This window comes from Oryzomicrobium sp. (assembly GCF_036820405.1).
Taxonomy (GTDB): domain Bacteria; phylum Pseudomonadota; class Gammaproteobacteria; order Burkholderiales; family Rhodocyclaceae; genus Oryzomicrobium.
Genome location: NZ_DAISLS010000005.1, coordinates 103,856 through 118,230 on the forward strand (window position 1 = coordinate 103,856; position 14,375 = coordinate 118,230).

The window sequence follows — 14,375 nt, forward strand, 5'->3', positions numbered from 1 at the left end:
CGGAAATTGCGCGGAGGTCGCGTGAATATCGTGCGGGCAGCAAGCGGCAAGGGGTGGCCGGCGGGGCCGGCGGCCCGCGCCGCTCAGTGCTCCTTGTGCTGCATCAGCAAGGTCTGGTTCATCACCTTGTCGGTCAGCGCCATCATGAAGGCGGAGACGAGGAACATGCCGTGCAGGATGGCCTGCCACATGATCACCCGATCGTCGAGCTGGGCGGCGTTGATGAAGGTCTTGAGCAGGTGGATCGAGGAAATGCCGATCAGGGCGGTGGCCAGCTTGACCTTGAGCACGCCGGCATTGACGTGGGACAGCCACTCCGGCTGGTCCGGATGGCCTTCCAGGTCGAGGCGGGAGACGAAGGTCTCGTAACCGCCGATGATGACCATGATCAGCAGGTTGGCGATCATCACCACGTCGATCAGGCCGAGGACCACCAGCATGGTCTTGGTTTCGTCCAGGTGGCCGATGTCGACCACCAGGTGGGAGAGTTCCACCATGAATTGGACGACGTAAATCCCCTGGGCGACGATCAGGCCAAGGTAGAGGGGGGCCTGCAACCAGCGGCTGAAAAAGATGAAGTTTTCGAGCTTTTGAATGGCGGGTTTCATCAGGACGTCTGGGTAAAAAGGGGAGGGCGGAAACCAGGGGCGAGCCAGGCGCCACAAAACTGCAAAAGTTTAGCACCAAAGACCCCGCAAACGCTTGGTGGATACGGCTTCGTATTGACGCACTGCACCACGAAAATGTAAGGGGGCTGTAAGGCGTAGCGCGTTAAATCGCCGTCACCGCGCTAGAAGTCCGCAGTAATCCGTGCGCGGCGCCGCCGCGGTTGGCGAATGCCGACGAAGCGGGGCGATCCGCGACACACGACCATTACAGAGGAGATGAAGCATGTCCCAGATCGAATCCGTCCTCCAGGAAAACCGGGTATTCGCCCCTTCCGAGGCTTTCGTGAAGCAGGCCACCGTTTCCGGCATGGAGGCCTATCAGGCCCTGTGCGCCGAGGCCGACCGTGACTACACCGGCTACTGGGCACGCCTGGCCAAGGAACACGTGGTCTGGAAAGAGCCCTTCACCCAGGCCCTGGACGAGTCCGACGCCCCCTTCTACAAGTGGTTCTCCGGCGGCAAGCTCAACGTCTCCTACAACTGTCTCGACAAGCACGTCGAGGCCGGCAACGGCGACAAGGTCGCCATCATCTTCGAAGCCGATGGCGGCCAGGTGACCAAGGTCACCTACAAGGACCTGCTCTCCCGCGTGGCCAAGTTCGCCAACGCGCTGAAGGCCCAGGGCATCAAGAAGGGTGACCGGGTCATCATCTACCTGCCCATGTCCATCGAAGGCGTGGTGGCCATGCAGGCCTGCGCCCGCATCGGCGCCACCCACTCCGTGGTGTTCGGCGGCTTCTCCGCCAAGTCCCTGGAAGAGCGCATCCTCGACGCCGGCGCCGTGGCCGTGATCACCGCCAACGAGCAGTGCCGCGGCGGCAAGGCCATCCCCCTCAAGCCCGCGGTGGACGAGGCTCTCGATCTGGTCGCCGGCAAGGGCGCGATCAAGAGCGTGATCGTCTATCAGCGCACCGACGGCCCCTGCACCATGAAGGCCGGCCGCGACGTGTGGTGGCACGACATCGCCGACGGCCAGTCCGAGGTCTGCGAGCCCGAGTGGGTCGATGCCGAGCATCCCCTGTTCCTGCTCTACACCTCCGGCTCCACCGGCAAGCCCAAGGGCGTGCAGCACTCCACCGGCGGCTACCTGCTGCACGCGGTGCTGACCACCAAGTGGACCTTCGACGTCAAGCCCAACGACGTCTTCTGGTGCACCGCCGACATCGGCTGGGTCACCGGCCACACCTACATCACCTACGGCCCCCTGGCCTGCGGCGCCACCGAGATCGTCTTCGAGGGCGTGCCAACCTACCCGGACGCCGGCCGTTTCTGGAAGATGATCCAGGACCACAAGGTCTCCATCTTCTACACCGCTCCCACCGCGATCCGCTCGCTGATCAAGGCTTCCGAGGCCAACCCGGCCGTGGCCCCCAAGAGCTACGACCTGTCCTCCCTGCGCCTGCTGGGTTCCGTGGGCGAGCCGATCAACCCGGAAGCCTGGATGTGGTACTACGAGAACGTGGGCGGCGGCCGTTGCCCCATCGTCGATACCTTCTGGCAGACCGAGACTGGCGGCCACATGATCACTCCGCTGCCCGGCGTCACCCCGCTGGTGCCCGGTTCCTGCACCCTGCCGTTCCCCGGCATCCAGGCCGCCATCGTCGATGAGACCGGCGCCGACGTGGAATGGGGCAAGGGCGGCTTCCTGGTGGTCAAGAAGCCCTGGCCCTCCATGATCCGCACCATCTGGGGCGATCCGGAGCGCTTCAAGAAGTCCTACTTCCCCGAAGACCTGGGCGGCACCCTGTACCTGGCCGGCGACGGTGCGGTGCGCGATGCCAAGAACGGCTACTTCACCATCATGGGCCGCATCGACGACGTGCTGAACGTCTCCGGCCACCGCATGGGCACCATGGAGATCGAGTCGGCCCTGGTTTCCAACCCCCTGGTGGCCGAAGCCGCCGTGGTGGGCCGTCCCGACGATCTGACCGGCGAGGCCATCTGCGCCTTCGTGGTGCTCAAGGGTGCCCGTCCCTCCGGCGACGAGGCCAAGAAGGTGATCAAGGAGCTGCAGGACTGGGTGGGCAAGGAAATCGGCCCCATCGCCAAGCCCAAGGACATCCGCTTCGGCGAGAACCTGCCCAAGACCCGTTCCGGCAAGATCATGCGCCGACTGCTGCGTTCCCTGGCCAAGGGCGAGGAAATCACCCAGGACGTTTCCACCCTGGAAAACCCGGCCATCCTCGAGCAGCTCCAGCAAGCCGCCGGCTGATAACACGCTTCAAGAACAGATCCGAGGAGCGAGGGGGAGACACTGCCGGACCCGGGGGATGGGTCCGGCAGCCCTGATCGGGGCGGACCATTACAAATAAACCGCCATTCGGGCCGGCGCGTGCAGACGCGTCGGCCTCATTCTTTTCTGCCGCAGCCATGAGTCGATCCATTTGACATGCGGCGGCCGCCCGATGCTGGCGGCCTGGGGATGGAACAAGGGAGAATAAGCAGACCATGAGCAACAGCGCGACCCAGATGCTGGTGAAGGCGACGGCGGATTCACTGCGCCAGCATTCCCCGTTCGACCGCATGGAGCCAGACGCCCTGCGCTTTCTCGCCGAGCGGGCCAAGCTCGGCTATTTCGCCAAGGACACCCGCATCCTCACGCCGGAGTCCGGCCCTCCCAAGACCTTCTACATCATCCAGCGCGGCAAGGTCGGTGCCAGCCAGGTGGGTGAGGTGAACGTCACCGAGTATTCCAGCCTGACCCTGGGCGTGGGGGAGTGCTTCCCCATCGGCGCGGTGACCGCCCAGCGGGCGTCCACCAATCTTTACGCCGCCCTGGAAGACACCTTCTGCTACCAGCTCGACGCCGACGATTTCTTCGCGCTGATGCGCATGAGTCAGGTCTTCAACCTGTTCTGCACCCAGTACATCGCCTCCCTGCTCAACCAGTCGCGCAAGCAGTTGCAGGTCCAGTTCGCCCAGCGGGCGGCGGAGCAGCAGACCCTCAACACCTCCCTGGCCAACCTGCTCAAGCGCCCGCCGGTGAGCGTCGGCGCCGGCGTTACCCTGCGCCAGGTGCTGGAGGCCATGGCCGAGGAGCACCTGGGCTCGATGGTGGTGGTGGACGAGCAGAACAAGCCCATCGGCATCTTCACCCAGAGCGACCTGCTCAAGCGCGTGGTGCTGCCCGGCCTGGCGCTGGAGACGGCCATCGAGCAGGTGATGACCCCCCATCCCCACACCCTGCGCCAGACCGCCACCGCCTACGACGCGGCACTGGCCATGGCCATGCACGGCATCCGCCACGTGCTCGGGGTGGATGAGGAGGGACGGCTCAAGGGCGTGATTTCCGAGCGCGACCTGTTCACCCTGCAACGGGTGGGCCTGCGCCAAATCCGCCAGTCGATCGAGAAGGCGCCGGACATGGCGACCCTCAAGCAGGCCAGCGAGGACGTGGCCCAGTTGGCCATGAACATGCTTGCCCAGGGCGTCGGCGCCGAGCAGCTGACCCAGTTCATTTCGGCCCTCAACGATACCCTGACCCGGCGCATCATCGAGCTGGCCCTGGCACGCCACGACCTTTACGGCATCGAATGGGCCTGGCTGTCCTTCGGCTCCGAAGGGCGCGAGGAGCAGACTTTCTGCACCGACCAGGACAACGGGATCATCTACATCTGCCCCGACACCATGGACCGGGAGCAGTTGCAGCTGCGCCTGCTGGAGTTCGCCCGGGACGTGAACGACGACCTGGACGCCTGCGGCTTCCCGCGCTGCAAGGGCAACATCATGGCCAGCAACCCGGAGTGGTGCCTGACCCTGGAGGAGTGGCAGGAGCGCTTCTTCGACTGGGTGCGCAAGCCCCATCCGGTGGCCCTGCTCAACGCCACCATCTTCTTCGATTTCCGCCCCCTCTACGGCAAGGGCTACCTGGCCGACCGGCTGCGCATGTCCCTGTTCGGCCTGACCCAGATCAACCCCGCCTTCCTGCGCATGATGGCGGCCAACGCCCTCCAGGTGGTGCCGCCCCTGGGCAAGATCCGGGATTTTGTCACCGACCTGGAGGCGGACTACCCGGGCACCATCGACCTGAAGAAGTACGGCGCCCGCCTGTTCATCGACGTGGCCCGCATCTACTCCCTGGCGGCCGGGGTGCACAACACCAACACCGTGCAGCGCCTGCGCCAGACCGCCACCAAGCTGGGCCAGAGCCAGGACGACGTGTCGGCGGCGGTGGAGGCCTTCAACTACATCCAGCTGCTGCGGCTGCGCCACCAGCACCTGGAAACCGACGGGGGCCGGCCCGGCGACAACCGCATCGATCCGGAAAAGCTCCACGAACTGGACCGGCGCATCCTCAAGGAAGCCTTCCGCCAGGCGCGCAAGCTGCAACAGCGCTTGAAGCTGGACTACCAACTCTGAGGAGGCGGCAATGAACTGGCTGACCCGCTTCTTCCAGCGCCCCCCGGCCGTGATCCTGCCGCCGGACCAGGCCGCGCGCCTGGCCCGCTGGCAGGCCCTGCCCGCGGCTGATATGGGCCTGTCCCACTACCGCAGCCGCTACGTGGTGGTGGACGTGGAGGCCTCGGGCCTCAACATGGGTAAGGACCGGCTCATTTCCATCGGCGCCGTGGCGGTGGTGGACGGGGTGATCGACCCGGCCGATGCCTTCGAGGTGATCCTGCGCCAGGACGTGGTGAGCGACACCGACAACATCCTCATCCACGGCATCGGCGGCCAGGCCCAGCAGGGCGGGGTCGAGCCCGCCGAGGCATTGCTGGCCTACCTGGATTACGTGGGCAAGTCGCCCCTGGTCGCCTACCACGCCCTGTTCGACAAGACCATGATCGAACGGGCCATGGTGCGCTACCTGGGGGTGAAGACCGACCACGCATGGATCGACCTGGCCTGGGTGGTGCCTGAACTGTACAAGGACATGCTCGACGGGCACGTGGGGCTGGACCACTGGCTGGCGGTGTTCGGCATCGAGAACATCCAGCGCCACAACGCCGTGTCCGATTCCCTGGCCACCGCCATGCTGCTGCAAGTGGCCATGGCCAAGGCCTCGAGCCGGGGCTCGGAAAGCCCCCAGTCCTTCATCGAGATCGAAAAGGCCCGGCGCTGGCTGCGCCGCAGCGCCTGAACGGGGAACGCCATGGCCCGAGGATTGATGCGCTGGTTCGGAGCGATTCGCGGCGGGGCCGGGTTCGTGCCCCAGCTGCGCCGCTACTATCTGGCCTACACCGCCGGGTTCATCCTGTTCGTGCTCGCCCTGGCCGGGCTGGAACAGATGGGCATGCCGCCGCGCTGGATCGGCTACGCCTTCCTGCTGTTTACCATCCTGCTCTACGCCACCATTGGCATCCTGTCGCGCACTTCCGACGTGACCGAGTACTACGTGGCAGGCCGTCGGGTGCCGGCCATCTTCAACGGCATGGCCACCGGGGCCGACTGGATGAGCGCCGCCTCGTTCATCGGCCTGGCCGGCATGCTCTTCCTCTCGGGCTTCCAGGGCCTGGCCTACGTGATGGGCTGGACCGGGGGCTACGTGCTGGTGGCCCTGCTGCTCGCCCCCTACCTGCGCAAGTTCGGCCAGTACACCATTCCCGACTTCCTCGCCGCCCGCTACGGCGGCACCCTGCCGCGCCTGGTGGGGGTGGTGGCTGCCATCCTGGCCTCGTTCGTCTACGTGGTGGCCCAGATCTATGGCGTGGGGCTGATCACCAGCCGCTTTGTCGGCCTCCAGTTCGAGATCGGTGTGTTCGTCGGCCTGGCCGGCATCCTGGTCTGCTCGTTCCTGGGCGGCATGCGGGCGGTGACCTGGACCCAGGTCGCCCAGTTCGTCATCCTGATCATCGCCTACCTGACTCCGGTATGCATCCTCGGCTACAAGGTGAGCGGCAGCATGGTGCCGCCGGTGGCCTACGGCGAGGCGGTGCAACAGGTATCCCGGCTGGAGGAGCAGATTTTCGATCTGCCCGCCGAAAAGGAAGCCCGGGACCTCTACCGGGCCCGGGCGGATGCCATCTACGAGCGCATCGTGCGCCTGCCGGATTCCCTGGAGGAGGAACGGGCCCGGCTGACCACTCGACTCAATGAGATGAAGGCCAACAACGCCCTGCTGCGCGACATCGTGGCGGTGGAAAAGGAGCGGCGCGAACTGCCCCGCAGCCCGGAAGAGGCCCGGGTGAAATGGGAATCCCAGATGCGCGAGGCGGCGGACCGGGGCGCCCAGCCGATCCGCCATGCCGATGCCTTCGAGCCGCGGCCGGGCAGCGATCCGGGTCAGGCCAGGCTCAATTTCCTGTCCCTCATGTTCTGCCTGATGATCGGCACCGCGGCCTTGCCCCATGTGCTGATGCGCTACTACACCACCCCCACGGTCCAGGAGGCCCGGGACTCGGTGTTCTGGTCCTTGCTGTTCATCCTCATGCTCTACATCGCGGCGCCGGCCTACGCGGTGTATGCCAAGTTGGAAGTGTTCTCCAGCCTGATCAACACCCCCATCATCAAGCTGCCCTCCTGGGTGGCGGCCTGGGGCAAGGTGGGGCTGGTGCACATCGAGGACATCAACCGGGACGGCCTGTTGCAATGGGCCGAACTGTCGCTCAATCCGGACGTGATCGTGCTCGCCACTCCGGAAATCGCCGGGCTGCCCTACGTGGTCTCCGGCCTGGTGGCCGCCGGCGGCCTGGCGGCGGCCCTGTCCACCGCCGACGGGCTGCTTCTGGTGATCACCAGCGCCCTGTCCCACGATGTCTATTACAAGATCTTCCGTCCCCAGGCCTCGACCCAGTGGCGGCTGGTGGTGTCCAAGTCCTTGCTGCTGGTGGTGGCCATCTGCGCCGCCACCCTGGCCGCCCAGCGGCCCTCCACCATCCTCTACATGGTGGCCTGGGCCTTCTCCATCGCCGGGGCGGCCTTCTTCCCGGCCTTGGTGATGGGCATCTTCTGGCGCCGCGCCAACCGGGCCGGGGCAGTGGCGGGGATGCTCGTGGGGCTGGGGGTGACGCTCTACTACATGGTGCGGGTCCAGTTCGACAGCATTCCCTGGCTGGGGCTGCACGGCATCGCCATGGAGCCCTGGTTCGGCATCGATTCCACCGCCGCCGGCGTCTGGGGGGTGCCCCTGGGCTTCATCACCATCGTGGTGGTGAGCCTGCTGACCCCGCCGCCACCGCCCGCAACCCAGAACGTGGTGACCCGCATCCGCTACCCGCGCCTGGAGCGGGAGGGCTTTTGACGATGCGCCTTTTCCATGCCCGTTCCCGCGCATCGAGGTACCGGCCGTGAAAGTGACTCCAAAGCTTCAGGAATACTGGCGCCGCAACCTGACCGTGACGGCTCTGCTGCTGGTGCTGTGGTTTCTCGTCACCTTCGTCACCAGCTACTACGCCCGGGAGCTCAACGATGTCGTTTTCGCCGGCTTTCCCCTGGGCTTCTACATGGCCGCCCAGGGCAGCCTGATCGTCTATGTGCTGATCATCTGGTTCTACGCCCGCTACATGAAGCGGCTGGACAAGCAGTACGGGGTGGATGAGGGCGACGATTGAGAGGCACAGGCAAGGCTTGGCTACGGGGCCATCGCCCAGCATGAAAAAACCCGCCGTAAGGCGGGTTTTTTCATGGCGTGCCGGCCGATCAGAAGGTGTAGGGAATCTTCAGGCCGATGGTGAAGTTGGGCGCGTCCGGTGTGAGGCCGATGCCCAGGTTGCCGATGATGGTGGTCCGGTCGCTAGAGGCGAAGGTCAGGCCCACGTTGAAGGTCGCCGCGTTGGCGTTGCTGCCGACGATGGTCTGGGCCGACTGGCCGTCGGGCTGGAGACTGCTGCGCTGGGAGATGGCCTGGGTGAAGCCCAGGCTCAGGCTGCTGCGCTCGTTGAGGGCGAAGGCAGTGCCCACACCCCACTGGAATACGTCGCCCAGTTTGACGCTGCCCGGGGTGACCGTGCCCTCGGTGGAGCTGATGTCGCCGAAAGAGCGCTTGAAGTTGTGGTAGTAGGCCACGTTGGCGAAGAGAATCGCCGGGTCCACCGTCTTGATGAAGGAGAAGCCGCTCGACAGGGTCCACACCCCGTTGCCCGAGGGCAGCTTGGAGGGGTACTGAAGGTTGTTGTTGCCGCTGTCGGTGACGATCTTCACACCGTAGGGGTTGCTGCCGGTGGGAGCCTTGAGGCGGACGTTCCACACCACGTCCGGGTTGTCCTTGGTTTCGGCCAGCAGCTTGTAGTAGAAGCCCATGTTCACGTCGCCCAGCCGCGGCGACTGGGTGACGGTGGCCTCGGACAGGGCGCCGGCCGCGCCGCCGGCGCCGCCGGACTGGAAGTTGCTGCGGCGGTAGAGGAAGGGGGCGTTGAAGTCCACCTGGGCCCGGTCGGAAATGGCGTAGCGGGTGGTCAGGTCCAGGGTCAGCATGTCGGCCTGGATACGGTTGACGTTGATGTTGCCGAGGAAAATGGTGTCGAGGGCCAGGAAGCCGTTGAGCAGCAGCTGGCGCGAATCGTAGTGGGTGTAGGTCAGCCCCGTTTCGAAGGTCCAGCGCCGTGGCTGGCCGAACACGCCGCCGGCCTGTTCCTGGTAGACCGCCTGGGCGCTGCGTGACGGCGGAGGCGCCTTGAGGGTGTCGCCGCCGCTGCCGGGCGAGGTGCTTTCGGCGTTGCCGCTGGCTCCGGCTGCGCCGGCATCGCCCGCCGCGCCGTCGGCGGTGCGGAAGAAGCGGCCCCGGGCCGGCGCATCGGCCTGGGCCAGCTGGGCATTGCCGTTGGTGTAGGCGGCCAGGAGGGCTTCCTGGCGTCGTATGCGGACCTCAAGCTGTTCGGTGGCGACCCGCTGGGACTCGTAGCGCTCGGTCAATTCGCGCAACTGACGCTTCAATTGGGCGATGTCGTCACTTTCGGCAAATGCCGGAAATGCAGTGGTTGAAAATGCGGAGGCGATTAATACGGCAAGCACTACTTTTTTCGGGTGATTCATTTTCCATCCCCTGTTAAGTGGAAAAACCCTGCAAAAGCGCTAAAGAACTATCTGGCCAGCAGTCAGTAACATGTAGCCAATGTTAAAACCAAATTGCCATTTTTCCATGCAATTAACATGGTGAATGGCAAAAAAAGGGCCTCATTTGTGAGGCCCGCATTGTTGAGAATTAATACCATCCGCCCGTCTTGGATAGCCCCTGTAGGGAGTTTAGGGTTCGCCCAAGGGTTTCGGTTCCCAGCATAGGTGTCTTGAGTTGGGCGATGGCAACCATGGAATTACGCACCAGGTTTAAATCGCTGATTATCTGGACGCTCTGACGCAGCCCTTGGCTGCCCACCTGTTGCAGGGTCGAACCCTCGCCGGGCATGGAGAGGTTGAGTGCCAGACCATTGCTATCCAGCACTACCGTCGTTTTGGTATTGCCCTGGGTCTGGGTATAGGTACCGGGGCCGGTGATGACGATGGTGTTGCTGCCGGCGCCAGGCGAGGTGGGTTGCGATGAACTCGTCAGGTTCAACTGGATGTTGTTGGCCACGTCATTGCTGTTGCCGGCGGTCTGGATGGTCTGGGTGACGCCTGCAACGTTGCCGATACCGCCCGCTGTGACGACGGACGTGGATGCCGGGGATGTGGCGGTCTGGGGTTGGGGCGATGAGGCGCCCTGGGGCGTGGTGTCGATGGTGATGGTCGGCTGGAACTGGGGATTCACCTGGAAGGTCACGGTGGAGACGATGCCGCCCCCGGGAGTTTGCCAGGTGGTGCTCATCTGCACGCCGAAACTGAGAATCTGGTTCGGCGCGATGTAGCGGCCGCGCATGCTGGCCAGATCATCGTCGCTGACCTCGCTGGCCATCAGATCGGTGGTCGTCATCGGATGGGCCAGACCAGGGGTCAGGCTGGTCAGGGCGAGCGCCAATACAGCCAGCTTTCGCCGGGGCGTGGGGGAGTTCGCGTGGATCATGAAAACCTCCCGGACATGCTGGGCATGTCCTTTAGAAAAAGTCGGCACGGATGAAACCGAAGTCCCGCAGGGATGGCTCCGGAACCGGAGTGAAGCGGTTCATCGACGTCCAGACCGTCAGGGCCTCCCGGGGGTGGGGGAGGGCATTGCCTTGGTCGTAATCGTTGCCGATCACGGCAAAGATCACTCCGTTCCACCCCTTGGCGAACTCGTCGAGGGGCATCACCCGGTTGCCCAGGGCGGGGTCGCCCAGGTACACCTGTTCATCCGTGGCACGGCGCAACACTACGAAATGCTTGTATCCCTTGTAGTTGAGCAGCACGATCGCCGGCACCTTCACCTCCTTAAGGACTTCGGGAGGGACCCGATAGCCCCGGCCGCGCATGCCCAGGGTTTCCAGGTAGTGCTTGACGTCCAGCAACGAAAAACCCTGCTCGCGGACAACGGCAGGGTCTGAGATCTTTAGCATCGCCTGGACCACCTGGTTTTCACTGAGGTCGCGGTGATAGGCCTCCTGGAGGATGGTGGCCAGTGCCGCAGCGCCGCAACTGAAATCGGTCTTCTGCTCGACGACGTCTTCGAACTTGCGCTCCCGGGCACTCTGCACCTGTTTCGAGATGACGGTTCCCGGTACGACGCCTGCCAGAGGCACGTTGCCGGCGAAAACCACGGCAGGGGTGAGCAATGCCAGTCCGATCAGAACTGCCAGCCCGAGGGGACGGGGTATTCCGTTACGACCGCTTGCCGACGAAAGCGAAGTACGTTGGCACATGAATATCCTCCCGGCAAAAAGGACATGTGGAGCGGAAGACGGCGAGCCGCCCTCCGCTCCGGGCAGATGCGTACGACTGTCTTACTTCGTCGCGGCAACGATGGACAGGCCGTTGAACTGCTGGTTACCCGTGCCGGCAGCGATATTCACGCCGATGTTGCCCGACGCGCCTGACAGGGAGCCGCCACCAAGGGTTGCGGTGTTGGTGGTCAGCTTGTTCACCGACAGGGTCTGCACCGGGATGTTGGCGGTGAAGCAACCGGCCAGGGCGATGTCGCCGGCCTCGTAGCCGTACTCCGTGCCGCCGCGGCCATGATCGTCGCCGTGACCGCTGCTAGGCTCCCAGGACACGGTGCTGCCCTGATAGCCGCCGAACATGCCACCTTGCAGTGTCACCGTCTCATAGGTGGTCTGGTAGATACGCACCGGCGAGTTGGTGGTGGTATTGCTGGTGGAGTTCTGGTTGGCAGTCACGGATGCGCTGGTGTTCTTGGCGTTCGCCACCGAGGCAGTCAGGTCGTTCTTCTGCTGGTTGTTGTTGCCGGCAGTGATGTTGACCCCGATGTTGCCCGAAGCACCGCTCAGGGAACCGCCGTCCAGGGTCGCCGAGTTGGTCACCCCGGCGTTGGAGGTGAGGTTGCTGGCGTTGTACTGGCTGGCGGTAGCGCTGGCCGTGGCATGGTCGAAGACGAAGGAGGCGTCGGCCGATGATAGGGCGGCGGCATTGGCCTGCTGGTTGTTGTCGCCGGCGCCGATGTTCACGCCGATGTTGCCCGATGCACCCGACAGGGAGCCACCGCTGAGGCTGGCCTTGTTTTCCAGCTCGTCGTTGACGCCGACGTTGGCTACGTTGTTCTGGGTGTCGTTCACCGTGGCGGAGGCGTAGGTCGGGGGGGGCGGCGGGGGCATGCGATGGTGGCGGTCGCCACCACGGCCATCTCCGCCGCCGTCTTCGCCGGCCCAGACACTGGAAGCACCCATGGCAAGCAGCGCCAGGGCAACGGGCGTGATTTTGGTGCGAGTGTTCATGATGCGCTCCTTGAGAGAGGTTGCTGCGTAAGAACTCCGGGCTACCGGGATATCTGGATGCCCAGCGTGTTGGCCGAACGGTTGCCCGTGCCGGCCGTCTGGTTGAGCTGCAGGATGCCCCGTGCACCCGCGAAGGCGGTGTCGTCGACCCCGACCTTCTGGTTGCTGGAAGCGCCCGGCGTGTTGCCGCCCAGACTGCTCACCCGTGGAGCCATGGTGGCCAGCGTGCTGTCCCCCACGGCTTCGACGCGTGTTCCGATGCCAATGGCCAAGCCATTGACCTGACTGTTGGCGATGCCTGCCGCCTGATTCACCCCCATGATTCCCATGGAGCCGGTGTAGGCACCTGCCCTGATCTGTACGTCCGCCTGGCCCACCGGGGTGGAAAACTCTGGGCCCTGGAACTGGCTCACCTGGTTCTGGGCATTGGCCGTGCCGCCCGGGTTGATGCTGATGGCGCGGACGTTGGCCTGCTGGTTGAAATCGCCGGCGGAACTATTGACGCTGCTGATGCCGCTGACGCCGCTCATGGCGCCTTCGCCGATCACGCTGGTATCGCGGACCAGGCCGTCGGCCGGAGCAGGCAACAGAACTATCTGGGCCGCAGCGGGAGTGGCGGCGAGGAGGCAACTGCCGCACAGCAGCGCGGTGTGCAGCGCCCGCATCAGTTGCGTTTTGGAGGAGGGCATGGACATGGCGGCTTCCTCCTACTTGATAAGGCCGGCGCCGCGCATGGCGTCACCCACGGCAGAATTGACCATCCCGCCAACGTTACCCACAGGCGATCCGCCCCCGGATGTGGGGAGAACGGCACCGGTGACCGATCCGCCAACACCCGTACTGCCCAGGGCCCCGGGAGTGACCAGGGAGGTGCCACGGCCTGCATTGGAACGGTTGATGCCGACGGCGCCGGTGACGATGGCGGCGATCTCGCCGTCCCCCAATTCACGCTGCACAGAGGCGGATGGGGAATTGCCGTTCAACATCCCCTGAATCATCCTGTTCGGCGACGGATTGACCGATACGACGTCCGGGCTGGGGGTCAGGGGGGCGCGCTCCGCCACCCGGGCCGGAACCTTGCGCTGAATAATGATGTCGCCAGGTTCCGAGCGGGCTACGCCAGGCAATACGCCTGCTTCGATCAACAGAAGAAGGATGGCGGCGGGCAGCAGGTTTTCCACCAACCTTTGCACCATCGAGGCCGGTGCATTCGGGCGCCGGGCTTGTCTCAAGCGGAGTGTCTTGCCTAGAGTTACCGCTATTCCCAGTCGCATGGTCATCTCCCCGTTCAGCCTCGTCGGTCCGCCTTAGCGCTGAATCCAGCGCAGTTGGTCCACTCCGGCGGTGGGCGACGAACCTTGCATCTGTACCGCCTGGGCACCGCCGCCCTGCGTGCAGCACGGCGTTTTGCCTTCGTCCCAGAGGATGACGCCGACCTTCTCTTGTCCTTGCAGCGGGGCATGTTCGAGACCGCGCCCTGTCGTGACGGACAACTCGTCGTCGCCAAGCGCCTGCTCGGCATCAAGGAACTGCAAAGAAGGCCCCACGCCGAGGCTGGACGCTACGGGGGCGCTGCTGGCAGCCGCCTGTTCCTGTGGCGTCTCGTCACCCCAAGCCGGCACCAGGCATAGCGCCATGGCGGATGCAATGCCTGCGCACAGCAGCTTCAGGGTGGTGTTTGACGAGGTCTTCATGGCGCTCTCTGCATCCTTGCTCGGGAAACCCCGCTTCGCCTGAACTGCGAACTGCGGAGGGATGGCCCCAATCAGCAGAGAGCGTGCCAGCTTTTTAACTGGTTGTTTTTATTGATTTTTGTGTTTTTTTTGGATTTTCCCAAGGACAGGAAAGGGGGATCTGTAAGCCCAAAGGAGCAGTGGCGTTCGTGTTCTTGGTTATGTTTTAAGCATCGGTTGTTGGGTATAACTCATTGATGCTTTTGATTTTTTTTGCTTTGTTTTTCTATTGATTATCTGGCGTGAAAAATTTTGATTTTGTAAAAGCCTAATTTTTTCACGAGGTTGGTGTGTTTTTG

The 14,375-nt window shown here is 64.2% G+C and carries 13 protein-coding genes; 5 read left to right on the plus strand and 8 right to left on the minus strand.

Annotation, left to right across the window (positions count from 1 at the left end):
* Nucleotides 1–83 precede the first annotated feature (83 nt).
* Nucleotides 84–608 (minus strand): TIGR00645 family protein, encoded by a 525-nt coding sequence (locus tag V7Z98_RS05865; protein ID WP_293261990.1) that lies wholly within the window; start codon nucleotides 606–608, stop codon nucleotides 84–86.
* Nucleotides 609–891: 283 nt separating this feature from the next.
* On the opposite strand from V7Z98_RS05865, the gene acs reads away from it, so the two are divergent.
* The 5 genes from acs to V7Z98_RS05890 all read left to right on the plus strand — a co-directional run bounded on the left by acs (nucleotide 892) and on the right by V7Z98_RS05890 (nucleotide 8,158).
* Nucleotides 892–2,880, plus strand: a complete 1,989-nt coding sequence (gene acs / locus V7Z98_RS05870) for an acetate--CoA ligase (protein WP_293261987.1) — start codon at nucleotides 892–894, stop codon at nucleotides 2,878–2,880.
* A 236-nt stretch (nucleotides 2,881–3,116) separates the two neighbouring features.
* On the plus strand, nucleotides 3,117–5,027 hold the full coding sequence (locus tag V7Z98_RS05875) for a DUF294 nucleotidyltransferase-like domain-containing protein (protein WP_293261984.1): 1,911 nt from the start codon (nucleotides 3,117–3,119) through the stop codon (nucleotides 5,025–5,027).
* A gap of 10 nt (nucleotides 5,028–5,037) precedes the next feature.
* Nucleotides 5,038–5,748, plus strand: coding sequence for a 3'-5' exonuclease (locus V7Z98_RS05880; RefSeq protein ID WP_293261981.1), 711 nt, complete (start codon nucleotides 5,038–5,040; stop codon nucleotides 5,746–5,748).
* A gap of 27 nt (nucleotides 5,749–5,775) precedes the next feature.
* Nucleotides 5,776–7,848: a sodium:solute symporter family protein gene (locus V7Z98_RS05885; RefSeq protein WP_334157318.1), complete on the plus strand. Its 2,073-nt coding sequence runs from the start codon at nucleotides 5,776–5,778 to the stop codon at nucleotides 7,846–7,848.
* A gap of 46 nt (nucleotides 7,849–7,894) precedes the next feature.
* Entirely contained in the window at nucleotides 7,895–8,158 is a 264-nt protein-coding gene (locus V7Z98_RS05890; protein WP_293261975.1) for a DUF4212 domain-containing protein, read from the plus strand.
* Nucleotides 8,159–8,246: 88 nt separating this feature from the next.
* Here V7Z98_RS05890 and V7Z98_RS05895 read toward each other — a convergent pair whose 3' ends face one another.
* The 7 genes from V7Z98_RS05895 to V7Z98_RS05925 form a co-directional block, all read right to left on the minus strand.
* Nucleotides 8,247–9,467: a hypothetical protein gene (locus V7Z98_RS05895; RefSeq protein ID WP_334157319.1), complete on the minus strand. Its 1,221-nt coding sequence runs from the start codon at nucleotides 9,465–9,467 to the stop codon at nucleotides 8,247–8,249.
* A gap of 280 nt (nucleotides 9,468–9,747) precedes the next feature.
* A complete protein-coding gene (locus tag V7Z98_RS05900) occupies nucleotides 9,748–10,542 on the minus strand; it encodes a hypothetical protein (RefSeq protein WP_293261969.1) in 795 nt (264 codons plus the stop codon).
* Nucleotides 10,543–10,573: 31 nt separating this feature from the next.
* Nucleotides 10,574–11,314 carry a C39 family peptidase gene (locus V7Z98_RS05905; protein WP_334157320.1) on the minus strand — a complete coding sequence of 247 codons (741 nt, stop codon included), beginning with the start codon at nucleotides 11,312–11,314 and terminating at the stop codon, nucleotides 10,574–10,576.
* Between the two features lie 81 nt (nucleotides 11,315–11,395).
* Nucleotides 11,396–12,343 carry a hypothetical protein gene (locus V7Z98_RS05910; RefSeq protein WP_293261963.1) on the minus strand — a complete coding sequence of 316 codons (948 nt, stop codon included), beginning with the start codon at nucleotides 12,341–12,343 and terminating at the stop codon, nucleotides 11,396–11,398.
* 41 nt (nucleotides 12,344–12,384) lie between these two features.
* Entirely contained in the window at nucleotides 12,385–13,038 is a 654-nt protein-coding gene (locus V7Z98_RS05915) for a hypothetical protein (RefSeq protein ID WP_334157321.1), read from the minus strand.
* A gap of 12 nt (nucleotides 13,039–13,050) precedes the next feature.
* Nucleotides 13,051–13,524 carry a hypothetical protein gene (locus tag V7Z98_RS05920; protein ID WP_334157322.1) on the minus strand — a complete coding sequence of 158 codons (474 nt, stop codon included), beginning with the start codon at nucleotides 13,522–13,524 and terminating at the stop codon, nucleotides 13,051–13,053.
* 126 nt (nucleotides 13,525–13,650) lie between these two features.
* Nucleotides 13,651–14,037 carry a hypothetical protein gene (locus V7Z98_RS05925; protein WP_334157323.1) on the minus strand — a complete coding sequence of 129 codons (387 nt, stop codon included), beginning with the start codon at nucleotides 14,035–14,037 and terminating at the stop codon, nucleotides 13,651–13,653.
* Nucleotides 14,038–14,375: the final 338 nt, after the last annotated feature.

Coding starts and splice junctions, on each gene's coding strand:
- V7Z98_RS05910 (WP_293261963.1), bottom strand. CDS start 12,343: ATGAACACTCGCACCAAAATCACGCCCGTTGCCCTGGCGCTGCTTGCC.
- acs (WP_293261987.1), top strand. CDS start 892: ATGTCCCAGATCGAATCCGTCCTCCAGGAAAACCGGGTATTCGCCCCT.
- V7Z98_RS05925 (WP_334157323.1), bottom strand. CDS start 14,037: ATGAAGACCTCGTCAAACACCACCCTGAAGCTGCTGTGCGCAGGCATT.
- V7Z98_RS05880 (WP_293261981.1), top strand. CDS start 5,038: ATGAACTGGCTGACCCGCTTCTTCCAGCGCCCCCCGGCCGTGATCCTG.
- V7Z98_RS05905 (WP_334157320.1), bottom strand. CDS start 11,314: ATGTGCCAACGTACTTCGCTTTCGTCGGCAAGCGGTCGTAACGGAATA.
- V7Z98_RS05865 (WP_293261990.1), bottom strand. CDS start 608: ATGAAACCCGCCATTCAAAAGCTCGAAAACTTCATCTTTTTCAGCCGC.
- V7Z98_RS05875 (WP_293261984.1), top strand. CDS start 3,117: ATGAGCAACAGCGCGACCCAGATGCTGGTGAAGGCGACGGCGGATTCA.
- V7Z98_RS05915 (WP_334157321.1), bottom strand. CDS start 13,038: ATGTCCATGCCCTCCTCCAAAACGCAACTGATGCGGGCGCTGCACACC.
- V7Z98_RS05885 (WP_334157318.1), top strand. CDS start 5,776: ATGCGCTGGTTCGGAGCGATTCGCGGCGGGGCCGGGTTCGTGCCCCAG.
- V7Z98_RS05900 (WP_293261969.1), bottom strand. CDS start 10,542: ATGATCCACGCGAACTCCCCCACGCCCCGGCGAAAGCTGGCTGTATTG.